This window comes from Allobosea sp. RAF48 (genome assembly GCF_052114025.1).
Taxonomy (GTDB): domain Bacteria; phylum Pseudomonadota; class Alphaproteobacteria; order Rhizobiales; family Beijerinckiaceae; genus Allobosea.
The window spans coordinates 262,678-285,486 of record NZ_JBFRDZ010000006.1; the positions used below are offsets into that span (position 1 = coordinate 262,678).

Here is a 22,809-nt window from a genome sequence, read left to right on the forward strand (position 1 = left end):
GCTTTGACACTTCAGCAAGAATCAATCGCAGTGAGCGCATAGAAGCGATCTTGGATTGCAGCTCATGGCCAGCGCAACCAAGTTTATGCCAGTTCCACAAGACGATGAGGTTTGTTCGCGAGCTAGGTTTTCTGGCTCTCCGGCTAATGCGGTGGTGGTGCGCCTACTCCGCTGCCTGCCGTGCCACGCTCTTCCCCTTCTTGATCGGCCGGCGGTCGAGCACTTCCTTGAGGAAGCGCGCGGTGTGGCCCTTGCCGATGCGGACGATGTCCTCCGGCGTGCCTTCGGCCACCACCTGGCCGCCGCCGTCGCCGCCTTCGGGGCCCATGTCGATCACCCAGTCGGCGGTCTTCACCACCTCGAGATTGTGCTCGATCACCACCACCGAATTGCCCTGGTCGACCAGCTCGTGCAGCACCTCCATGAGCTTGGCGACGTCGTGGAAATGCAGGCCGGTCGTCGGCTCGTCGAGGATGTAGAGCGTGCGGCCGGTGGCGCGCTTCGACAGCTCCTTGGAGAGCTTGACGCGCTGCGCCTCGCCGCCCGAGAGCGTCGTCGCCTGCTGGCCGACCTTGACATAGTCGAGGCCGACGCGCGCCAGCGTCTCCATCTTGTCGCGGATCGAGGGCACCGCCTTGAACAGGCCCTTCGCCTCCTCGACCGACATGTCGAGCACGTCGGCGATCGACTTGTCGCGGTATTTCACTTCGAGGGTCTCGCGGTCGTAGCGCTTGCCCTTGCAGACGTCGCAGGTGACGTAGACATCCGGCAGGAAGTGCATCTCGATCTTGATGACGCCGTCGCCCTGGCAGGCCTCGCAGCGGCCGCCCTTGACGTTGAACGAGAAGCGCCCGGCCTGATAGCCGCGCGCCTTCGCCTCCGGCAGGCCGGCGAACCATTCGCGGATCGGCGTAAAGGCGCCGGTATAGGTCGCCGGGTTCGAGCGCGGCGTGCGGCCGATCGGCGACTGGTCGATATCGATGACCTTGTCGAGATGCTCGATGCCCTCGATGCGGTCATGCGGGGCCGGGTGGTCGATCGCGCCGTTCAGCTTGCGCGCCACCGCCTTGTAGAGCGTGTCGATCACCAGCGTCGACTTGCCGCCGCCGGAAACGCCGGTGATGCAGGTGAACATCCCCAGGGGAATCTCGACATCGACATTCTTGAGGTTGTTGCCGCGCGCGCCGACGATCTTGAGGCTGCGGCCCTTCTGCGCCTTGCGGCGCTTGGGCGGCACCGGCACCGACATCTCGCCGGTGAGGTATTTGCCGGTGAGCGAGTTCGGGTCGTCGAGAATGTCCTGCGGCGTGCCCTTGGCGACGATCTCGCCGCCATGGATGCCGGCGCCGGGGCCGACATCGACGACATAGTCGGCCGTCAGGATCGCATCCTCGTCATGCTCGACCACGATCACGGTGTTGCCGAGGTCTCTTAGCCGGCGCAACGTGCCGAGCAGGCGCTCATTGTCGCGCTGGTGCAGACCGATCGAGGGCTCGTCCAGCACATAGAGCACGCCGGTGAGGCCCGAGCCGATCTGCGACGCCAAGCGGATGCGCTGGCTCTCGCCGCCCGACAGCGTGCCGGAGGCGCGGGCGAGCGTCAGGTATTCCAGCCCGACATCGAGCAGGAAGGTCAGCCGGTCGCGGATTTCCTTGAGGATGCGCGGGGCGATCTCGTTCTGCTTCTTCGACAACCGCGACGGCAGGTTGGTGACCCAGTCCAGCGCGTCCTTGACCGAGAGCTTCGAGACCTCGCCGATATGGCGCATGTCGATCTTCACCGCCAGCGCCTCGGGCTTCAGGCGATAGCCGTGGCAGGCAGCGCAGGGCGTCTCGGACATGAAGCGGCCGATCTCCTCGCGCGCCCAGTCCGATTCCGTCTCCTTCCAGCGCCGCTCCATATTGGTGATGACGCCCTCGAAGGGCTTCTTCACCTCGTAGCTGCGCAGGCCGTCATTATAGGCCATGCGCACGGCTTCCGTGCCCGTGCCGAACAGGATCGCCTTGCGCGCGCTCTCCGGCAGCTCCGACCAGGGCTTGGTCATCGAGAAGCCGAAATGCCTGGCGAGCGCTTCCAGCGTCTGACCGTAATAGGGCGAGGTCGACTTGGCCCAGGGCGCGATCGCGCCCTTCTTCAGCGTCATCGAGTGATCCGGCACGATCATGTCCGGGTCGATCCGCATCTCGTGGCCGAGGCCGTCGCAGACCGGGCAGGCGCCGAACGGGTTGTTGAACGAGAACAGCCGCGGCTCGATCTCGGGAATGGTGAAGCCGGAGACCGGGCAGGCGAACTTGGACGAGAAGGTGACGCGCTTGGCCTCGCCGTTCTCCTCCTTCTCGTCGGCATACTCGAAAACCGCGATGCCGTCGGTCAGCTCCAGCGCCTGCTCCAGCGAATCCGCCAGCCGCGCGCCGAGGTCGGGCCGGATCACGATCCGGTCCACGACCACGTCGATGTCGTGCTTGAACTTCTTGTCGAGGGCAGGGGCGTCCGGGATCTCGTAGAACTCGCCATTGACCTTGACGCGCTGGAAGCCGCGCTTCAGCCAGTCGGCCATCTCCTTGCGGAACTCGCCCTTGCGGCCGCGCACGACGGGCGCGAGCAGGTAGCCGCGCGTCTTCTCCGGCAGCTCGGTCATGCGGTCGACCATCTGCTGCACGGTCTGGCTCTCGATCGGCAGGCCGGTCGCGGGCGAATAGGGGATGCCGGTGCGCGCCCAGAGCAGGCGCATGTAGTCATGAATCTCGGTGACGGTGCCCACGGTCGAGCGCGGGTTCTTCGAGGTCGTCTTCTGCTCGATCGAGATGGCGGGAGAGAGCCCGTCGATCTGGTCGACATCGGGCTTCTGCATCATCTCGAGGAACTGGCGGGCATAGGCCGAGAGCGACTCGACATAGCGGCGCTGCCCTTCCGCATAGATCGTGTCGAAGGCGAGCGAGGACTTGCCCGAGCCCGAGAGGCCGGTGAACACCACGAGCTTGTCTCTGGGAATGGCGAGATCGACGTTCTTGAGGTTGTGCTCACGCGCGCCGCGCACGGTGATGGCGCGGCTGTTCGGATCGGCCGTGCGGTTGCGGTCGAACATGTCTTCCAGCGCAGCGGCCTGGGCAGCGGCGGTTTCGGTCTTGCGGGCCATCGGGGCGTCCGTTGCGGTGAAGCGCTACAGATAGGGCAAAAGCCGGGCCTTTCCAGCCTCGCGGCGATCTGCCCGGCATGAATAGCACGCAGCCGTCCCGGCTGCTGCCGTCGTCCTGACAGAAAACGTCAGCAGCGGCGAGGGTTCATGTGGGGACGATCCGGCGGATCGCAATCGACTCCGGCGCACGGCCGAATTATCTATAAAACATGACGAAGCCTGCCGAAGTCACCATCGCCGTCCGCATCGCCAGAACCCTTGCGGACAGGATCATCGCCGGAGCGATCGAGCCGGGAGCGCGGTTACGGCAGGACCACATCGCGGAGGAATTCGCGACGAGCCATGTCCCGGTGCGGGAGGCCTTCCGCCGGCTGGAGGCGCAGGGGCTGGCGATCAGCGAGCCGCGCCGCGGCGTCCGCGTCGCCTCCTTCGACCTGTCGGAGGTGAAGGAGGTCGCGGCGATGCGCGCGACGCTGGAGGTGCTGGCGCTGCGCCATGCCGCGCCGCATCTCACCGCCGCCATTCTCGACGAGGCCGAGTGGGCCCGGCGCGATTGCGACGCAGCGACCGATGTCCGGGCCTGGGAGGAGGCGAATCGCCGCTTTCACCGCACGCTGGTCGCGCCCTGCGGCATGAGGCGCCTGCTCGCGACGATCGACGACCTGCATGCGGCGAGCGCGCGCTTCCTGTTTTCGGCCTGGCGCTCGGAATGGGAAGCGCGCACCGATCACGACCACCGCACGATTCTGAATGCTCTGCGCAGCGGAGACCTTGAAACCGCGACGGCGACGCTGGCGCGGCATGCCCAGTGGATCGGCGAGCGGCCCGTCCGCACCGCCTCGGGAGCGACGCGCGGGGCCTTTGCGATCGTCGGGTGAGGGGGAAGAGCTGCGAACTCGGTCCCCGTAAAGATGCACATAACCCGGCCGTCATGCTCGGGCTTGACCCGAGCATCTCCTGCCGAAGAGGGCTCCCCGTGCCCATTCCGGCAAGAGATTCTCAGGTCTCCGCTGCGCTGCGCCCGAGAATGACGCTTGGGCCAGACGGAAGATTCCCAGGAATGCCAACCGGCTTCGCAACGAAGGGCGCGCTTGCCTTTTCCATCGATATATGGACTTTCTCATAGATCAAAGGTCAAAATTATAGATAATTTGACCTCGATGAAGGAGTGACCATGACCGATCTTGCCCTCAGCCGATCCTTCAGCCCGCTGCGGCTGGAAAGCCGCTCGCTCGCCTGGCAGGCCGGCGCCGTGATCGTCGGCAGTCTGCTGCTTGCGCTGTCTTCGCAGATCAAGGTGCCGATGTACCCGGTGCCGATGACGATGCAGACCTTCGCGGTGACGCTGATCGGCGCGCTTTATGGCTGGCGCCTCGGCGCCGTCACCGTGATCGCCTGGCTGGCCCAGGGCGCGATCGGGCTGCCCGTCTTCGCCGGCGCCGTCGGCGGCGCAGCCTATTTCGCCGGCCCGACCGGCGGCTATCTGCTGGCCTTCCCCTTTGCCGCAGCGCTCACCGGTTGGCTCGCCCAGCGCGGCTGGAACGGCAGCCGGGTCGGGCTCGCCTTCGCCGCGATGCTGGCCGGCAATGCGCTCTGCCTGGTGATCGGCGTGGCCTGGCTCGGCGTTCTCATCGGCCTGCCCAAGGCGGTCGCCCTCGGCGCAACGCCGTTCGTCCTGGGCGCCATCCTGAAGTCGGCCCTTGCCGCCGCCGCGCTCAAGGCCTTCGCTCCGCGCGGCTGAGCTGCGAACAACCCTCGCATCGCGACCCGGCGGGCTCGGCCTGCCGGGTTTTTCTATTCGACGTCCAGGATCCAAGGTGCCCGTCGTCGCATATGTCTCAGTTGGGTCGGAGGCAGACGTTATCAAACAAGGCTTGGATTGATCGGCATCGCCGGGCATTTGCGAATCACTGGAGCTTCCGAAAAATGCGCATCGCCGTTCTCGCCGATATCCACGGCAATGTCCTGGCCCTGGACGCCGTGCTGGAGGATCTGCGCCGGCGTGGTGGTGCTGAGCTGTTCGTCAATCTCGGCGACAGCGTCTCTGGTCCGTTGTGGCCGCGCGAGACTATGGAACGGCTCCAGGCGCTCAACCTGCCGACGGTGCGCGGCAACCACGACCGCCGCGTCGCCGCCGGCCCCCATGACGAGATGTGGGCCTCCGACCTCTACGCTCGGGAGCGACTGACCGCGGCGCAGCGCGAAGTGCTTTTCACCCAGCCGCTTACACTGGAGATTGCGCCCGGCGTCATCGCCTTCCACGCTCGCCCCGACGACGACGAGAAGTATCTCGCCGATACGGTCGTCAATAGCCAGTTGGTGCGCGCGCCTTTGGCGGCGATCCGGCGCCGGCTGAAGGCGCTCGACCCCGGGTGCCGCATCGCGCTGTGCGGCCATAGCCACCGCGCGGAACTGATCCGCATCCCGGACGGTCCCATCATCTTCAACCCGGGCAGCATCGGCTGCCCCGCCTATGACGATTCCACACCACCGGCCCATGTCTCCGAGCAAGGCTCGCCGCACGCACGCTACGGTATCGTCACCTTGGATGGTGCAGGCCAACCGGACCTTTTCGAGGCCATCGCCGTCGACTACGACCACGAAGCGGCGGCGCGCCAGGCCGAACACGCGGGACGGCCGGAATGGGCCCACGCGCTCAGAACCGGGTTTATGTCCGGCTGAGCGAAGCGCAGGCCGGGCTGCTCGAGCTTCACGCTGACCGGGCTTTTTCAACACAAGTGGTCGGAAGCCGACTTTCGGCGCGTGCGTCGGAGAATGCTTGCTTCCCGGCAGAAGGCCAGCCCCAACTGTTGGCGCATCACGGGCTGGCAGTGCAGACCCCGTCGGCATGGATTGTGCTCGGTCAGGTTTTCTTGCCGGACAAGCGGGATGATGCGTCAGCAATCATCTCCCGACCATGCTGGGTCATGCCTTCGTTTCCAAGCAGTGATCCCGCCATCTTCACAACAAGCCCCCCTACCATGCGAAAGGTGCTCAGGCCGGTCCTGCCCATGCTGCCGGCACCTGCAACTGCTTCGAGTTCGGCATCATTTAACTGAACAGAATTGTTGCGGTCGTCGCTCATGATCAGGCTCCCTCGCGTTTCATGGATTTGATGCGAGAATTAGGCGCGCTCATCCTTACAGGAGCCTTACTCCTCCGCGCGCTCGGGACGGGGCAATGTTGAGCGCGCTCACTCGCCTGCGCTCGGATGGCTGGGGCAGCTTCCGAAATGGGTCGGAAGCTGACATTTGCTCCCGCTGCCTAGGCAGCTAATGTGGGCTCTGAGACGGGCTAACGGGACGTTCCTATGAATAGCAGGTCAGCAATAATTTGTGCCGCGCTTTTAACATCTCTCGTCCAGTTTGCGATTATTTTTCTAGTTCTAGTTAGATTTGAATTCGGTGTCCGTGACGTGATAATCTCCGCTTTAGGCGCAATGGCATTTAGCATTGTTGTTTTGTGCGGTTTTTGCCTTCCTGTTCAATTGATAACATCGAATATAAATAGACGTAAAACATTTTTTATTCTAAGTTATATAATTGGATGCATTTTTATTTCAGTTTTCATCCATAATTATACGACGATTGTTTTGGGATGGCCGCTGGATAAGACCAATACGTTGACGTTGGATGAAACAGCCATTGGCATTATGTTTGTGACTATATTGATGATGCCGTTAAATTTTCTCAGCGCATATCTATTCGATGGGTTGTCTCGGCTTTTTCTGCGTTCATCTCAGCTAAGCGGTTGAGCCACGCAAGGGCAGAATGTGCCCGGAGCGCCGTCAGCTTTGGGTCGGTAGCAGAAGTTGGCGGGTGGTCCGGAAGCTGGCCGATGCCGCCGCGCCGGCCTTTATCGCCAGCCCCCCGCGTCGGAGCCGCCCGTGGCATTCGCGGGGCGCGCCACCCTCCGTCTTCGATCGGCATCGCCGATGACATCATCGGTTCATTCCGTTTCCCCTCGAGCCGACAAAGCTGGAACACAGTCGGCAGATCGGAAATGGAGACCGAGATGACCGACCACAGAACGGGCCCGCGCCGCATCCTCATCGCCGGGGGGAGCTCGGGCATGGGCTTCACCCTTGCGCGGCGGCTGATACGGGCCGGAGACCATGTGACGATCGTCGGCCGGAACCCTTCCCGGCTTCGGCGCGCGCACGATGATCTCGGGGCTTCTCCGCGGCTCACGACATTCGCTGCCGACATCACGTCAGAAGGCGAAGTGCAGGCTCTGTTTGCGGGCGGGGACCTGTTCGATCACATCGTCTGCACGGCAGCCGACTTTACGGGCGCTTACGAACTGCTGCCTGCGCTCGATCTCGACGCGGCCCGGCGCGCCATCGACAGCAAGATCGTTGGCCCGATCCTGCTCGCCAAGCACGGCAGCCCGAGGCTCGCCGCCGGGGGATCGCTGACCTTCACATCCGGCATCGCGGCCTACCGGCCGATGGCGCGGGGAACAGTGGTCGCAACCATCAACGCGGCACTTGAAGGCCTCGTCCGGGCCCTGGCCGTCGAACTGGCTCCGATCCGTGTGAACGCAGTATCACCGGGCTGGGTCGACACGCCGATATGGCAGGCGGTGGCGGGCGAGCGGAAGGTGGAGGTTCTCGCCGGAATGGCGGAACGCCTGCCGGTCGGCCGCGTCGGTCAGCCGGAAGATATCGCCGATGCCGTAGCCTTCCTCATCGGCAACGGGTTCACGACGGGCACCGTTCTTCACGTCGAGGGTGGTCATCGTCTCGTTTGAGAGAACGCCGCGCTCGTCCCGCCCGGGCCAGGAGGAGCGTGAGGCCAGGCGACTGAACGCGTCGGCGACGCCATACCATGTCGAGCGTCGCCACGAGTTCGAACCCAGGCGATGGGATCGCGGCGACGGCACTGCGCGCGAGCGCTTCCCTCGCGGCGAGCCGAGGCACCAGGGCATAGCCGCTGCCAGCCGCAACGAGACGCACGATTGCCTCGATGCTGCCGACCTCCGCGAACGGCCGTGGCGGCGTCAGGCCGGCCCGGCGCCAGGCCTGATCGAACAGATGCCGGTAGACGCAGCCGGGCTCGGTCGTAATGAACGGCTCGGCGGCGAGGGCAACCGGATCTGAAGGAGGCGCGAAGGCGCTTCCGACAGCCGGCGGCCCGATCATGACCAGAGGCTCCCGAGCAAATTCCCGCCGAGCGAGCCTTTCGTCCAGAGCGCCCCTGCGGAACAAAAAGGCTATGTCGTTCGAGCCGTCGAGAAGGCGCTGCAGCAGGTGATCGCTGCCCGCCACCTCGATGCGCATCCGAAGCTCGGGCTGGTTCTGTCGGAGGTCGGCGAGCAGCGCCGGCAGAACCTCCGCCGCAACGGTCTCGAGCGTGCCTATGACAAGTGACCGGTCACCCGAGAGGCTCGCGATCTTCACCGCGGCCTGAGCGTCATCCATCGTCGTCAGGATTTCCTGGGCATAAGGCACCAGCGCCTCTCCGGCGGCCGTCAGACGAAAGCCCTGCTTGGAACGCAGGAACAGGCTCGCTCCCAGAGTGTCCTCGAGGATCTGGATCTGGTCGCTCACGCTGGATTGGGCAAGGTTGAGCTCGCTGGCCGCCCGCGTAGCCGTCCGACAGCGCGCGACAGCGAGGAAAGTCTGGAGCAGGCGCGGGGTCATGTTTCGTGAAACTAGATCATGTCCCCTGCCGATGCGATCACGATTCTCCGGCTGCCGGGGAGCGGAACTTCGTATCGCCCGCGTCGGGGGCGCGAACGGACTGCCCCGCCACGTCGCTCGTTTCTCGTCGCAGCTGCGCTTCGCCGCCGTCACGCGCATAGTCCTGACGGGTGCTGACAGGGTAGGGTGTGGTTTCGCCGCTCCACTTGAGCGATGCTCCCCACAAAGAGGCCGGAAGAACGGATCAATTCGCCGGGCTCCGCGTTACAGCGCGAACCGCCCGCGCGATCGGCCCCGGCGGCTTCTGTCATGGTCAAGCGGGGGAGCGATGACGATGAAAGCTTTTCTTGGAGCCGCAACGCTTGCCATCGGCCTCGGGCTCGGCGCCCCGGCCATCGCCTGCGAGCTCGACCGCCCGTTGAAGATGGCGGGCCTCGACTACGATTCCGCCGCCTTCCACACCGCCGTCGCCAGCGCGATCGCCGAGCGCGGCTTCGGCTGCAAGGTCGAGCGCGTGCCCGGCGCCATCGCGCCTCTGGTCAACGGGCTGGCGCGCGGCGATGTCGACATCGTCATGGAAATCTGGATGGCCAACCCGGTCGAGGCCTGGGTCAAGGCGGCCGAGGCGGGCAAGGTCGAACCGCTGGGCACCGCCTTCCCGGATGCCAACGAGGGCTGGTTCGTGCCGCGCTATCTGGTCTCCGGGCCGGACGCCAAGGCGCCCGACCTGAAGTCCGCTGAGGATCTCAAGCGCTACAAAGACCTGTTCGCCGATCCCGAGGAGCCGGGGAAGGGGCGCTTCTATAACTGCGTCGCCGGCTGGGTCTGCGAGGGCATCAACACCAAGAAGCTCGCGGTCTACGGGCTCGCCGGGGATTTCACCAATACGCGGGGCGGCTCGGGCGAGGCACTGGTCGCTGCGATCGAGGGCGCGCTCAAGCGCAAGCGCCCGGTGCTGTTCTACTACTGGGGGCCGAGCTGGCTGCTGGGCGCCTATGACCTCGTCAAGCTCGAGGAGCCGCCGTTCGACCCGGTTGTTTGGGCGGAGCTGAAGGCGAGCGACACCCCCAAGCGCGCCACCGCCTATCCGACGAGCAAGGTGGTGATCGGCGCCAATGTCGAACTCGCCAGGAAGGCGCCCCAGCTGGCGAGCTTCCTGAAGAGCTACGGCACGACCAGCGACATGACCTCGAAGATGCTCGCCGAGGCGCGCGAGAAGGGCGTCACGCCCGAGCAGCAGGCCGTGGTCTTCCTCAAGACGCAGCCTGACATCTGGCGCAAATGGCTGCCGGCCGATATCGCCACGAAGGTCGCGTCGAGCCTGTGACGACCGCTTTGGTGCCGGAGTTCGGCAAGGCGCTGCAGGCCGCCGTCAACCGCGGGGTCGATGCCGTCGTCACTGGCTATGGCGACAAGCTCGACGGCCTCGGTGCGACGCTGACCGCCCCGGTCCGGCTGGTCGAGACGGCGCTCCAGCACATTCCGGTTCCGGCTTTCGTCCTGGCGGTCGCAGCCGGCGCCTGGCTTGCGACGCGGCGGATCGGCTTTGCGCTGGCGATGGCGGCCCTGCCGGTGGCTCTGGCCGGGCTCGGCGTCTGGGGCGAGGCGATGCAGTCGCTTGCCCTGGTCGCGGTCGCCGTGCTGTTCGTCGTGCTGCTCGGATTGCCGCTGGGCGTCGCGGCGGCGCGGCTGCCGCACCTCGGCCGGGCGCTCGCGCCGCTCTACGACCTGATGCAGACCATCCCGAGCTTCGTCTATCTGATCCCGGTGGCGATGGTGCTCGGCCTTGGGCGTGCGCCGGCACTGGTCGCGACGCTGATCTATGCGCTGCCGCCCTTCGCGCGGCTGACGGAACTTGGCCTGCGCGGCGTCGATCCCGGTTTCATCGAGGCCTCGCGGGCGCTGGGCCTGAAGCCACGGCAGACCTTCTGGCTGATCGAGCTGCCGCTCGCGCGGCTCACCATCCTGCAAGGGCTGAACCAGGCGATCATGATGGCGCTGGCTATGGTCGTGGTCGCTTCGATGATCGGCGCCAAGGGACTCGGAGAGATCGTCCTGCTCGGTCTGCAGCGGGCCGATCCCGGCCTCGGCTTCGTCGGCGGGCTCGGCATCGTCCTGCTCGCCGTGTTGCTGGACCGGATGGCGCAGGCCGTCCTCGTGTCGCACCGGCGGCACGGCTGATTTTGGGGCGGAGCGGGGACGTTCGCCGCTTCTTCCGCGACAAACCGGGCCGGCCACGCTATGAGCTTGCGCGCGCCGTTTCGGCGCAGGCTTTGAAACGGGCGAAGGTTACGGACGATGAATGCGACGGTCGCACTGACGATCGTTCCGCCGGGCGCGCCGCTGCGGGGCCGGGTGGAGCCCCCCGGCTCGAAATCGATCACCAACCGCGCCTTGCTCGTGGCGGCGCTGGCCGGCGGCACGAGCCGGCTGACCGGCGCCCTGAAGAGCGACGACACCCGCCACATGGCGCAGGCGGTGCGCGCGATGGGCGTCACGGTCGACGAGCCCGATGAGACCACCTTCGTCGTCTCGGGAACGGGCCGGTTGCAACCGCCCGCCGAGCCGCTCTTCCTCGGCAACGCCGGTACCGCGACACGCTTCCTGACCGCAGCCGCCGCGCTGGTCGACGGCACCGTGATCGTCGACGGCGACGAGCACATGCGCAAACGCCCGATCGCGCCGCTGGTCGAGGCGCTGCGGACATTGGACGTGGCGGTGACGGCTCCGAGCGGTTGCCCCCCGGTTACGGTCGAGGGGCAGGGGAGCTTCCCTGCCGGGCGCGTGGAGATCGATGGCGGCTTGTCCAGCCAGTACGTGTCCGCGCTGCTGATGGCGGCGGCCTGCGGGCGTGGCCCGGTCGAGATCGCCTTGACCGGCAAGGAAATCGGCGCGCGCGGCTATATCGATCTGACGCTGGCGGTGATGAAGGCCTTCGGGGCGATAGTTTCGCAGCCGGATCCGGCGACATGGCGGGTGGAACCGACCGGCTATAAGGCTGCCGACTTCCTGATCGAACCCGATGCGTCCGCCGCCACCTATCTCTGGGCGGCTGAGGTGCTGACCGGCGGTGCCATCGATCTCGGTGTCGCCCCCTCGGCCTTCACCCAGCCCGACGCGGCCGCGCACAAGATCATCGCCAGCTTCCCGCACCTGCCGGCCGTCATCGATGGCTCGCAGATGCAGGATGCGATTCCCACTCTCGCCGTGCTCGCGGCCTTCAACCAGCGGCCGGTTCGCTTCGTCGGAATCGCCAATCTGCGGGTCAAGGAATGCGACCGGGTGGCGGCGCTGGCGCAGGGGTTGTCGCGCATCCGGCCGGGCCTCGGCCGGGAGGAGGGGGACGATCTTCTGGTCGCGTCCGATCCGGCCCTCGCCGGGCAGACCCTTCCCGCGCGGATCGACAGCCATGCCGATCACCGCATCGCAATGAGCTTCGCGCTGGCGGGCCTCAAGCTCAACGGCATCACCATCCTGGACCCCGCCTGCGTCGGCAAGACCTATCCGGGTTATTGGCGGGCGCTGGCTTCGCTCGGCGTCAGGCTGGAAGGCGACCTGCCGTAGCCTTCCAGCAGTTCGTCTGCGGCGACCGCCTGGCGGTGTGATTCGACAGGGGAAAACCATTTGAACAAAACGGGAACATCATTGATAATGCCTTAATCGGCCGATAGGGTTCGGCTCCGGTCGAGCGGCCGGTTTGTGTGAAGTGCGCAGGAAATGGAGCCTGTCATGGCTGGTAGCGTCAACAAGGTCATTCTGGTCGGCAATCTCGGGCGCGATCCCGAAGTGCGCCGCCTCGGCAGCGGCGAGCCTGTCGTCAATCTGCGCATCGCCACCTCCGAGACATGGCGCGACAAGCAGAGCGGCGAGCGCAAGGAGCGCACCGAGTGGCACTCGGTCGTGATCTTCAACGAGAACCTGGCGAAGGTCGCCGAGCAGTACCTGAAGAAGGGCTCGAAGGTTTACATCGAGGGCCAGCTCCAGACCCGCAAGTGGCAGGACCAGTCCGGCGTCGAGAAATACACCACCGAGATCGTGCTGCAGCGCTTCCGCGGCGAGCTCACCATCCTCGACAGCCGCCAGGGCGGCTCGGATGAGTACGGCGAAGGCGGCGGTGGCGGCGGCTACATGGACGATCGTTCGGGCGGCGGCGGCTCCTTCGGCCGCTCCGGCGCGATGGGCGGTGGCGGTGGCGGCGGTTCGCGCCAGCCGGCCATGTCGGGCGGTGGTGGCGGCGGCGGTGGCGGCCGTTCCTCGTCGACCCATCTCGACGACGATATCCCGTTCTAGGGCCCATTCCGATCAGCTTGCACCGCAAGCCGATCGCTAAAGCCGTCTCTTTCCAAGTGAGAGCGGATTCACCGATCAGGTTGATTCAACCTGATCGGTGAATCCGCTCCAGGTCGGCGCGCGACAGAATTCGAGCGTCCGATGACGCCATTCTCTTGCATATCCCGGAGGCTGGCCGAGAGCCTCCCGCTCAGCGGGGCTGTTCTCGCGTCGAGCGGGCGCTTCGCCGTCGTCAGCGATGGCGCCAATGCGGCGGACGCCTGCGTTGGCGGCGCTGCCGCGGCGGCTGTCCGTGCTGCCGCTGGCGATTGTAGTATAGTTGCGGCCGCTGGCTGAAGGCGACATCGGCCTCATCCAGCGCGCGCGCCATCTCTTCCCCGATGGGCTGATCGTCCCCCGCCGGGGCAGCTGTTGCGCTGGTCGCGGCGCCCATCGCGGCGCATCCGAACCCTCCAAGAATGCAGGAGAGCAATGATCTCCTGCTGATCGTCGAGGCGATGCGCATGAGATTCCCTTAAGGCAGGCGTTTCTGCATTTGGCGCAGTGCAACTCCGCGCCTCCACCGACACGCATCGGGATGATCCGCCGATCGCGCGCGGCGACACGATTTCAACCGCGCCGGCGGAAGGCCGCGCGGCTGAAATCGCTGAACCTGAAGGCCCTATCAGGGGCAGCGCGCTTCGAAGGTGCGTCCGTAGCGGTCTTGGTAGATGCAGTTGTTCGGGGTGGTCGCACGTCCGATCACGGCGCCCGTCACACCGCCGACGGCGGCACCGATCGCCGCGCCGCGACCGCCGCCCGCAATGCCGCCGATCACGGCGCCAGTGCCGGCGCCGATGAGCCCGCCACCCAGCGTCCGCTGATCGGCCGAGTTGGTATTGCAGCCCGCAAGCGCCAAGCCAATGGCAAGTACGGCAAACTTCCAACGCATCGTTTTTCTCCTTCAGAAGCGCCAGATCAACGGCACGATGAAAACTGCGACGATGAAGAACCAGATCAGGAGCGGCAGCCCGAGTTTCCAGTAGTCGCTGAAGACGTAGCCGCCCGGGCCCATCACCATCAGATTGGTCGGAGTGGCGATGGGCGTCAGGAAGGCCCCGGCTGCAGCGACGGCGGTGCTCATCAGCACCGGCCGAGGCGAAATGCCCATGCTTGCCGCGGCGGCGACGCCGATCGGGATCACGATGAGCGCCGTCGCGGTGTTGCTGATGAGCTGGCCCAGGACCGCGGTCAGCACGAACAGCCCCGCGAGCAGCGCTGTCGGCCCGGCATCGCCGACCAGGGCGACCAGATGGTCGGCCATCATCTTCGCTGCGCCCGTCTCGATCATCGCGGTCGAGAGCGGCATCATCGCGCCCACCAGGATCACGGTGGTCCAGCTGATCGCGCGGTAGGACTGTTCGACGGTCATGATACCGCAGAGAACGATGGCGCCGGCTGCGAGCAGGCCCGCCACGGCGGAGGGAACGACGCCCGTCGCGAGCATCAGCACCATTGCGAACAGGATGATGATCGCCTGCTTGGCGCCCGGTCCCATCGGGACGGCCTGGCGCCGCACCAGTTCCGGCGAGCTGACGACGAGGACGTCGGGATCGTCGAGATGCGTATCGAGCGCCTTCCAGGTGCCCTGCAGCAGCATGGTGTCGCCGGCTTGCAGCACGACGCCCGCGGCCTTGGCCGCGCCGCCGCTCGGATCCTCGCCCGCACCACGCTGGACGGCGAGGATGATCAGGTCGCCGCTCTCGGTGACCATGCCCGGAAATACGGTCTGGCCAATCAGGCCGGAGCGTGGCGGGATCACGACCTCGGCCAAGCCCGAGCGGCGGTTGAACAGGGTCTCTTCGCTATCGCTCGCGCGTTCCTCGCGGAAGGCGAGATGCATCTGCGCCGCGAAACTGGCAGCGGCTTCGGCATCGCCGCGCAGCAGCAGATGGTCGCCCTCCGCGATCGTCGTGCGGCGCAGCGGCCCGGCGGTATCGCCGTCCTGGATCGCCACGAGCTGGAGACCCGGCCATTCGTCCAGCGCAACCGCGCTGGACGGCGCCCCGACATAGGGGCAGGTGGTGCGAACGCGCAGCTGGTGGATGCCGCTCGCCAGGCCGTACTGCTCGACCAGCGTCTTGGCGTGACGGCTGAAATCGGCCGGCATCGTCGCGCCGTTGCGCTGGGGCAGCAGGCGCTCGCCGAACAGGATGATGATCGCCATGGTGCCGGCCAGAAGCGGAACGCCGGCCAGCGCGAACTCGAAGAAGCCGAAGCCGCCCACGCCGGCGTCAAGCCCGGCCTCGGAAACCAGCACGTTCACCGGCGTTCCCGTCAGGGCGAGCATGGAGCCGGCATGGCCGGCGAAGACCAGCGGCATCAGGAGCTGCGAGGAGTTGCGCTTGAGCCTGACGGCGATGACGACCACGACCGGCAGCAGCGCTGCGACCGCACCGTTGAGGCTGATCAGCGCGACCAGAAGCGCCACCAGCCCCATCATCAGCAGCAGAAGCCGCGTCCGGCTTTCCTCGCCCGCGCCCTTGATCAGGAGCTGGCCCGCCCAGGCGGTGACGCCCGTGACCTCGAGGCCGGAGCTGACCACGAAGAGCGAGGCGATGAAGATGACGGCCGGGTCGCCGAAGCCGCTGAGCGCCTGCGGCAGGGTCAGCACGCCGGTCGCCCACAGGCCGAGCGCCGTGCCTATCGCGACGAGCACGACAGGCACCTTGTTCGTGATGAACAGGACGACGGCTATCGCGATGATGATGCCGGTATAGGCGATCGGACTCACGCATCAGCTCCTTGTGGGTCCCGCTCGATCGCAGACCCGTTTGAAGGGTCTCAGTCTTCGAGCGTCGCCATCAGGATGCCGAGGCGGCAGCCCTTTTCGTACTCGGCCAGATTCACATATTCCTTGATCGTATGGATCTCGGCCTGGCCGGCCCCGATCGTGATCGTCGGGACGCCGTGCTTGTCGAGCCAGTTCGCATCGAGGCCGCCATTGGAGAACAGGTAGTTCGGCTCGATCCCGAGCATGCCGAGAGCCTTGGCCGCGCGCTTCACCACCGGCGAATCTTTGGCAAGCTCGAAGGGCGGATAGGCCGGCTTGTGGGTGAAGGTCACCTTCGCCGTTTCGCCGCCATCGTCCTTGACCTCGGCCTGCGCCTTGGCGAAAGCGGCCTTGAAGGCCTCTGCGATCTTGGTCGCGAAGGCCGCCTCGGGGCTGCGCGCCTCGCCGCGGATATAGGCGTAGTCGGTGACGACGTTGGTCGCGTCGCCGGCGGCGACCGTGCCGCCCTTGCCGCCGAAGATGCCGACATTGCTGGTGCCGCGGCCGTCGGGCTTGACGATCTTGCCGAACCAGCCTTCGCGGCGGGCCTCAGCAATGGCGATCGAGCCGACCAGCGTCGCCGAGATGCCCTTCTCGGGGGCAACGCCGGCATGGGACGCCTTGCCGGTGATCTCGACTTCCCAGTTCTCCTGGCCGACCGCGCCGATCAGCAGCTCGGAGGCGAGCTGGCCGTCGACATTGATGCACATCGCGGCGCCCCCGAGATCCTTCGGGTTAAGCTCGCGCGCGCCATGCAGGCCGCTTTCCTCACGCACCGTGAACAGCAGCGTGATCGGCGGGTGGGGCAATTTATTCTTGATCAGCGTCTCCGCGAGCACGACGAGCAGCGCCACGCCGGTGCGGGCATCGCCGCCGAGCGCCGTGGTGCCGTCGGAGACGATGCGGTCCCCCTCGCGCTTCGGCTTGGCGCCGGCGCAGAGCGGCACGGTGTCGAGATGGGTCGAGAACAGCAGCCGCGGGCCGGCCTTGGTGCCGGGCAGGTCGACGATGAGGTTGCCCGTCTCGGTCGGCAGCGGGATGCGCTTGTTGGCATCGTCGAAACGGATGGCCGAGGCAGGGACGCCGACGGCCTTCAGCGCGTCGCTGACGGCGGCGCCGATATTGGCTTCCTTGCCGGTGACGCCCTCGACCGAGAGGAAGCGCATGAGATGCGCGATGGCGGCTTCGACGTCGAGCGGAATGGAGGGTGTCGTCATGATCTGCATCCGAACGGGTTGGATTGGCGACGGGAGGGTCGTGGGAAACTCACAGGCCCCAGGGCAGGCCGAGCATCTTCCAGACGGCGAAGAGCGCGGTCCACAGCACGAACATCCACACGACATAGGGCAGCATCAGCGAGACCACCGTGCCGACGCCAGCGTTCCTGTCGTATCGCTGGATGAAGCCGACCACGAGGGCGAAATAGGCGTTGAGCGGGGTGATCGCGTTCATCGGCGAATCACCGATGCGATAGGCCGCGAGCACGGCTTCCGGCTCGACGCCGAGCTTCATCAGCAAGGGCACGAAGACGGGAGCGAAGATCGCCCATTTCGCGATCGCGCCCGTCAGCAGGAGGTCGATGATCGCGACCACCACGATGAAGCCGAGCAACAGCGGCAGGGCGCCGATATTGGCGGCCTGGAGCGCGCCCGAAAGGCTCAGCGCCATGACCGTGCCGATATTGGTGTAGGTGAAGTAGGCGACGAACTGGCTGAGCACGAAGAACAGGAAGATCGTGCCGCCCATGCTTTTGATCGATTTCTCGATCGCGGCGATGACCTCCGACAGCGTCTTCAGCGTGCCGGCACCGATGCCGTAGGTCCAGCCGGTGACCAGGAACATCAGCATGATCAGCGCGATCAGGCCGTTCATGAAGGGCGAGTTGCCGATCAGCTCGCCGGTCGTCGGGTTGCGCAGGGGCGCGCCCGCGGGGAGCGTCAGAAGACAGAACACCGCGATCAGCGCCAGCAGGCCGAACCCGGCGAAGCGCAGACCGCGCGACTCCGCCTCGGACAGCACGGCGCCTTGTTCGGTGACCGTTCCCTCGGCCGCCAGCTTCGGATCGTAGGTGCCGAGGCGCGGCGAAATCATCTTGTCGGTGATGAACGCGATGATCACGGTCAGGAACAGCACCGAGGCGATCGAGAACCAGAGATTGGAGGCGAGGCCGATCGTGCGGTTGGGGTCGACGAGGCGGGCGGCATCGTTGGTGAACTCGACCAGAACCGCATCGAGCGGCTTGATCAGCATGTTGACGGTGAAGGCGCCGGCGACCGCCGCGAAGCCCAGCGCCAGACCTGCGACCGGATGGCGCCCGACCGCGAGATAGGCGATGCCGGCAAGCGGGATCAGCACGAGATAGCCTGCATCGGCCGCGATGCTGGCGATGATGCCGACGAAGGCCAGGATATAGGTCAGCGCCCAGTGCGGCGAGACGATCACCAGCTTGCGGATCAGGGCGGTGACGAGCCCGGATTCCTCGGCGACGCCGGCACCGATCATCGCGACGATCATGAGGCCCACGGCGGTGAAGCTCATGAAGTTCGGGATCAGCGACGAATACATGAAGCGGATGCCATCGATCGTCAGCAGGCTCTGGATCGCCGTGCTCGCCGTCTCGATCTTGTGCGTGTCGGGATTGATCCGCTCGAAGGTGACGGCGGTGCCGAAGAGTCCGAGCACGGCCGACAGCACGATGACGATGCCGATGAGGATCAGGAAGATGACGACGGGGTGAGGAACCATGTTCCCCACCTTCTCGACAGTGTCGAGGAACCTCTGCATGGTCGTCTTCGGCGCAGCGGCGTCGGTCGTCATCGCTCTTATCCCCCTTGAGCCAAAGTCTTAGGCGCCAGATCTGCGGCAGGCGCGCACGACCTGATGATCCAGGCGCCGACAAGAATCCGAGTCTCGAACGCGAACCATAAATCCGGGTACGGGGAGGGCATCGGCAGAGAATCCCAAACTTTGGGCCTCCTGTCCCAAAGTTGAATCCGTCATAGCTGCGGGACTCGCTTGCGCTTGCCGTCGGCGGAGCGGTTTTCTACGGTCTGCTGCGCATGCGAAGTGCCGCCTACCGGTAACGGACAGAGTCGAAGTGATGCCAGCTCGAGGCAAAGAGAATGGCTACGCAAGCCGGGCTGGGGCCTGCTTCGCGGCGAACGACAAGCTTCGGTGCGGGCGCTGCTCGCGCATCGGCCGGATCGTTCTGTCCCGCCTTGCGCTTCTGGCATTCGCCGTCGGTCTCGGCGCTTGCGCTTCGACACCGCAAGGCCTGCTGCAGCCTGTCGCTGCGATTCCCGGAACCGACAAGGTCAACATGCTGGCGGCGACGACGCGCGCGCCTTCGCCCGATCCCGGCATTCTCTTCAGCGGCGAGCGGGGCGAGGGGGTTTCGTTCAGCAACATCGTCGTCTCGATCCCGCGCGAGCGCGAGGTCGGCACGATCCAGCTGCCGCGTTCGGTTCCCGGCAACCCGGCCACGGATTTCGTGGTGACCGCCTCGACGCCGCTGCCGAAAGCCAAGCTCGCCGACTGGTTCCGGTCGACGAGCGGGCGGTCGAAGCGCGTCTTCGTCTTCGTCCACGGGTTCAACACGCCGTTCGACCGTGCGGTCTTCCGCTTCGCGCAGCTGGCGCACGACGCCGATGCCGATGCCGCGCCGGTGCTGTTCTCCTGGCCGTCGCGCGGCTATCTGCTCGACTACAGCCGCGATTTCGACAACGCTTCCTATTCGCGCTCGGATCTGGCGGATCTGCTGGAGGTGGCGGCCGCGGCCCCGTCCGTCCGGGAAATCGTGATCCTGGCCCATTCGATGGGGAGCTGGCCGGCAGTCGAAGCGGTCAGGCAGATCGCGCTGAAGGACGGCGGCGTCCCGCGCAAGATCAGCAATCTCATCCTGGCGTCGCCCGACCTCGATGTCGGAGTCTTCCGGCGCCAGATCGAGGACATGGGCTCGAAACGGCCCCAGATCACCCTGTTCACGGCTCAGCATGACCGGGCCCTGCAGCTCTCGCGCTTCATTTCGCGCGGCGCGACCCGGCTCGGCGGCATCGATCCGACGCAGGAAGAGTATCGCAGCCAGTTCGCCGGGTTGTCCGGGATCACCGTGATCGACCTGTCGGCAGTCAATGCCGGGGACAGGATCAACCATGATCTGTTTGCGGCCAGCCCGGATGCCGTTCGCCTGATCGGCGGCAGGCTGCTTCAGGGGCAGGTGATCACCGATTTCGACGTTCCCACCCCCCTGGCTGCGGCGGGGGCGCTCGGTTCCGCGGCAACCCTTCTGGTCACGGCCCCGATCAGGGTGTTCGATGCCGCAGCGGCGCCCTAGGGTTGACGCGCTATGTTCGGGATGTCAATATTTGAATGGTACTTTTAAATTTAAAATTCCGATCAATAAATACTAGTCTTGTCATCATTTATTGATCTCGGTCAATTTCAATGGAACTTGATCGATGCCAGAATTTTAGCCTATTTTTGAAGATCCAGGACGATCGGAGTGTCCGATGCCGGCTTTCTCTCAGGGCGGAGTGAGGACGGACGTCAGCGTATTTGCTGTAGCGCACTTTTGTACGACTGATCTCCAGCCACGAGATCAGTTCGACGCCTGGCGGACTTTGCACTCGAACACCATCGAGCTTTTCCCGACGCGCGAGCCCTCGGCGGGCTTCGCAGCCGAGTTCTCCTCATGGCGCCTGGGCGAACTCGCTCTGACGCGTGTCGTCTACGCGGGAGCGCCGGACAGGCAGTGGCGGCATCGCCCCAGATCCTATCTCGACCATTGGTGCGTGGTGCTGGCGCGAACGCCTGCGGCCGATGGCCGGCTGCATGAGGAGCTGAGCTTCCGCTCCCTTGCTCTGCCCTTCGAGGGGAGGGCTCAGGACAGCGAGGTCATCACCCTCTACCTCCCGCGCGACCAGTCCGCTGCCGACGAGCAGCGCCTGGACTGGGCCCACGACCTGGCCGTCAGCCAGGATTTCGCCCCCCTGCTCATCGGCTATCTCGACAGCCTGGTGCGACAGCTGCCTCACGTCACGCCCGAGCATGCCGCGAGCCTCGAGATGCCGACAAGGGCGCTCGTCGCCGCCTGCATCATCCCGCAATCGGTCTATCACGAGGCCGCAAGGGCGCCTCTGGGCTCGGTCCTCATCGACCGGGCGCGCAGCGTCGTGCGCCAGAACATGGCCTCACCGGAGTTCGGCCCCGACCGGCTGGCCCGCCTGCTCGCAATGTCCCGCTCGAAACTCTACCGGCTCTTTGAGAACAGCGGCGGGGTAGCCCATTTCATCAACAGGGAACGCCTGCGCAAGGCGCATCTCCGATTGAGCTCGCAGCGCGAAACCCTTTCCGTCCACGCCATCGGAAACGAGGTCGGATTTGTCGATCACTCGACCTTCAGCCGGGCTTTCCGGCGGGAGTTTGGCTACAGCCCGACCGAGGCGCGAGAGCGCGGGATCCTGCGCTCCCTCGCCGATGAAGGGGACGAGCCGGCCCAAGGCTGAACGATGCGGCTTGGATCACGCGCGAGAACGCGGCTTTTCGGCCGGTGGGGCTCTGATTGCGCTGCTCGGCCGGTGCGCAGGGCGGGCCTGGCGGCAGATGTGCCCACCGGACGGCTTTCGTTTCTCTATGCATTTCTGTTCTTCGAGCTCGGGGTCAATCTCCCGTTCTTCCCGCTTTGGCTGCAGGCACAGGCTCTCGACGCCGATGCGATCGGCGTCGTTCTGGCGGCGCCGCTGCTGATACGGATCATCGCGAATCCGACGGTCGGGGCTCTCGCCGACCGGAGCGGACGCATCTCGGCGACGCTTGCGATCTGCGCAGTGCTGGTTGCGGCCGGAACCGGGCTTCTGACCGTCGCGCGCGGCTTCTGGCCGATCCTCGCCGTCGTCATCGCCATTGCTCTGGCGCAGGGGCCTTTGATCGCACTGGCCGATGCGATGACACTCGGCCGTCTTGCCGAAACACCGCGGGCGGAGCTGATATATGGGCGCATCCGCCTGTGGGGATCGCTCGGCTTCGCTGCCGCCAATCTCGCGGCCGGCTGGTCGCTCGAATGGTTTTCGACCTCCTCGGTCGTCGCATTGCTGCTGCTGTCGTCCATCCTCACCGCCGCCGCGGCGGGAAGCTGCATGGCCCCCGAAGCAAACACCTCTCGGGATGCAGAAAGCAGCGAGGTACCGACGGCGCGCCCGCTGCTGCTCGTCGGCGTAATAGCCGGCGCGGCATTGGTGCAGGCGAGCCACGCGGCGTTCTACGGCTTCGGCACGCTGCATTGGCAGGCAACCGGCGTTTCCGGACCGGCGATGGGTGGGCTCTGGGCGCTCGGCGTCCTGTCCGAAGTCGTCTTGTTCTCGTTCCTGGGCTACCGCATGAACGGTGCCTCGAGTGCTGCCGGCCTGCTGGTCGTCGCATCCGTCGCTGCGACCCTGCGCTGGGCAGCGATGTCGCAGGATCCGGGCATTTCCACGCTGATGTTTCTCCAATTGACGCATGGGGTGAGTTTCGGTGCCACGCATCTCGCCAGCATCTTTCTGCTCGCGAGGCTGGCGCCGGGCAGGATGCAGGCGCGTGCGCAGGCCTGGCTCGCGGGCGGCTGGGCCGGCGCCATGGCCGTCCTGACGACGCTTTGCGGCCGGCTTTACGAGACGTGGGGAGAGCAGATCTACCTCGTCATGGCCGCGGTTGCCGCGGTTGGGCTGTCCCTGCTCTTGCCGGTCGCCCTCGGCCTGCGTCGTGTAGCGGCGCGGGAACCGTTGGGCTTGACCTAGCGGGAGAGCGACCCGTCCCAACAATGGGATGAGTAGCCCAGAGTTGGGATTCTGAGCTAATCCGCGCCCCCTCGGCTGTTGCTAGCGTCCGAGCACCGTCCCGAAGAGCTTCGCAGGGCGCAAACGCGCGTGCGGACGCGCAATGCGGCAGCCG

At 65.9% G+C, this 22,809-nt stretch carries 19 protein-coding genes; 11 read left to right on the forward strand and 8 right to left on the reverse strand.

Annotated features, from left to right (window positions below):
* Positions 1-163 precede the first annotated feature (163 nt).
* Positions 164-3,085 carry an excinuclease ABC subunit UvrA gene (uvrA, locus tag AB4Z10_RS13895; RefSeq protein ID WP_441471088.1) on the reverse strand — a complete coding sequence of 974 codons (2,922 nt, stop codon included), beginning with the start codon at positions 3,083-3,085 and terminating at the stop codon, positions 164-166.
* Positions 3,086-3,345: 260 nt separating this feature from the next.
* On the opposite strand from uvrA, the gene AB4Z10_RS13900 reads away from it, so the two are divergent.
* The 3 genes from AB4Z10_RS13900 to AB4Z10_RS13910 all read left to right on the forward strand — a co-directional run bounded on the left by AB4Z10_RS13900 (position 3,346) and on the right by AB4Z10_RS13910 (position 5,818).
* On the forward strand, positions 3,346-4,014 hold the full coding sequence (locus AB4Z10_RS13900; protein WP_441470970.1) for a GntR family transcriptional regulator: 669 nt from the start codon (positions 3,346-3,348) through the stop codon (positions 4,012-4,014).
* Positions 4,015-4,310: 296 nt separating this feature from the next.
* Positions 4,311-4,877 carry a biotin transporter BioY gene (locus tag AB4Z10_RS13905; RefSeq protein WP_441470971.1) on the forward strand — a complete coding sequence of 189 codons (567 nt, stop codon included), beginning with the start codon at positions 4,311-4,313 and terminating at the stop codon, positions 4,875-4,877.
* Positions 4,878-5,062: 185 nt separating this feature from the next.
* Positions 5,063-5,818, forward strand: a complete 756-nt coding sequence (locus AB4Z10_RS13910) for a metallophosphoesterase family protein (RefSeq protein WP_441470972.1) — start codon at positions 5,063-5,065, stop codon at positions 5,816-5,818.
* Between the two features lie 181 nt (positions 5,819-5,999).
* Here AB4Z10_RS13910 and AB4Z10_RS13915 read toward each other — a convergent pair whose 3' ends face one another.
* Positions 6,000-6,221, reverse strand: coding sequence for a hypothetical protein (locus AB4Z10_RS13915; protein WP_441470973.1), 222 nt, complete (start codon positions 6,219-6,221; stop codon positions 6,000-6,002).
* A 929-nt stretch (positions 6,222-7,150) separates the two neighbouring features.
* On the opposite strand from AB4Z10_RS13915, the gene AB4Z10_RS13920 reads away from it, so the two are divergent.
* Positions 7,151-7,888, forward strand: coding sequence for an SDR family oxidoreductase (locus tag AB4Z10_RS13920; RefSeq protein ID WP_441470974.1), 738 nt, complete (start codon positions 7,151-7,153; stop codon positions 7,886-7,888).
* Here AB4Z10_RS13920 and AB4Z10_RS13925 read toward each other — a convergent pair.
* Positions 7,839-8,780 (reverse strand): LysR family transcriptional regulator, encoded by a 942-nt coding sequence (locus AB4Z10_RS13925; RefSeq protein WP_441470975.1) that lies wholly within the window; start codon positions 8,778-8,780, stop codon positions 7,839-7,841. The genes AB4Z10_RS13920 and AB4Z10_RS13925 overlap by 50 nt on opposite strands.
* Before the next feature lie 334 nt (positions 8,781-9,114).
* Between AB4Z10_RS13925 and AB4Z10_RS13930 the strand changes: the two genes are divergently transcribed.
* The 4 genes from AB4Z10_RS13930 to ssb all read left to right on the forward strand — a co-directional run bounded on the left by AB4Z10_RS13930 (position 9,115) and on the right by ssb (position 13,070).
* The gene (locus AB4Z10_RS13930; protein WP_441470976.1) at positions 9,115-10,107 is read left to right on the forward strand and encodes an ABC transporter substrate-binding protein; all 993 of its coding nucleotides are present in this window, start codon (positions 9,115-9,117) and stop codon (positions 10,105-10,107) included.
* Positions 10,104-10,961 (forward strand): ABC transporter permease, encoded by an 858-nt coding sequence (locus AB4Z10_RS13935; RefSeq protein ID WP_441470977.1) that lies wholly within the window; start codon positions 10,104-10,106, stop codon positions 10,959-10,961. The genes AB4Z10_RS13930 and AB4Z10_RS13935 overlap by 4 nt, the downstream gene beginning before the upstream one ends.
* Positions 10,962-11,078: 117 nt before the next feature.
* Positions 11,079-12,344, forward strand: a complete 1,266-nt coding sequence (locus AB4Z10_RS13940; RefSeq protein WP_441470978.1) for a 3-phosphoshikimate 1-carboxyvinyltransferase — start codon at positions 11,079-11,081, stop codon at positions 12,342-12,344.
* Between the two features lie 165 nt (positions 12,345-12,509).
* A complete protein-coding gene (gene ssb, locus AB4Z10_RS13945; RefSeq protein ID WP_441470979.1) occupies positions 12,510-13,070 on the forward strand; it encodes a single-stranded DNA-binding protein in 561 nt (186 codons plus the stop codon).
* Positions 13,071-13,302: 232 nt separating this feature from the next.
* Here the strand turns inward: ssb and AB4Z10_RS13950 are convergent, their stop codons facing one another.
* The 5 genes from AB4Z10_RS13950 to AB4Z10_RS13970 form a co-directional block, all read right to left on the reverse strand.
* Positions 13,303-13,575, reverse strand: coding sequence for a hypothetical protein (locus AB4Z10_RS13950; protein WP_441470980.1), 273 nt, complete (start codon positions 13,573-13,575; stop codon positions 13,303-13,305).
* 159 nt (positions 13,576-13,734) lie between these two features.
* Positions 13,735-14,001 carry a YMGG-like glycine zipper-containing protein gene (locus AB4Z10_RS13955; RefSeq protein ID WP_441470981.1) on the reverse strand — a complete coding sequence of 89 codons (267 nt, stop codon included), beginning with the start codon at positions 13,999-14,001 and terminating at the stop codon, positions 13,735-13,737.
* A 12-nt stretch (positions 14,002-14,013) separates the two neighbouring features.
* Positions 14,014-15,843: an SLC13 family permease gene (locus AB4Z10_RS13960; RefSeq protein ID WP_441470982.1), complete on the reverse strand. Its 1,830-nt coding sequence runs from the start codon at positions 15,841-15,843 to the stop codon at positions 14,014-14,016.
* A 50-nt stretch (positions 15,844-15,893) separates the two neighbouring features.
* Positions 15,894-17,099, reverse strand: a complete 1,206-nt coding sequence (locus AB4Z10_RS13965) for a M20/M25/M40 family metallo-hydrolase (RefSeq protein WP_441470983.1) — start codon at positions 17,097-17,099, stop codon at positions 15,894-15,896.
* A 49-nt stretch (positions 17,100-17,148) separates the two neighbouring features.
* A complete protein-coding gene (locus tag AB4Z10_RS13970; protein ID WP_441470984.1) occupies positions 17,149-18,699 on the reverse strand; it encodes an AbgT family transporter in 1,551 nt (516 codons plus the stop codon).
* A gap of 283 nt (positions 18,700-18,982) precedes the next feature.
* Between AB4Z10_RS13970 and AB4Z10_RS13975 the strand changes: the two genes are divergently transcribed.
* The 3 genes from AB4Z10_RS13975 to AB4Z10_RS13985 all read left to right on the forward strand — a co-directional run bounded on the left by AB4Z10_RS13975 (position 18,983) and on the right by AB4Z10_RS13985 (position 22,655).
* A complete protein-coding gene (locus tag AB4Z10_RS13975; protein WP_441470985.1) occupies positions 18,983-20,215 on the forward strand; it encodes an alpha/beta hydrolase in 1,233 nt (410 codons plus the stop codon).
* A 286-nt stretch (positions 20,216-20,501) separates the two neighbouring features.
* Positions 20,502-21,386: a helix-turn-helix transcriptional regulator gene (locus AB4Z10_RS13980; RefSeq protein WP_441470986.1), complete on the forward strand. Its 885-nt coding sequence runs from the start codon at positions 20,502-20,504 to the stop codon at positions 21,384-21,386.
* Between the two features lie 99 nt (positions 21,387-21,485).
* Positions 21,486-22,655 (forward strand): MFS transporter, encoded by a 1,170-nt coding sequence (locus tag AB4Z10_RS13985; protein ID WP_441470987.1) that lies wholly within the window; start codon positions 21,486-21,488, stop codon positions 22,653-22,655.
* Positions 22,656-22,809 lie beyond the last annotated feature (154 nt).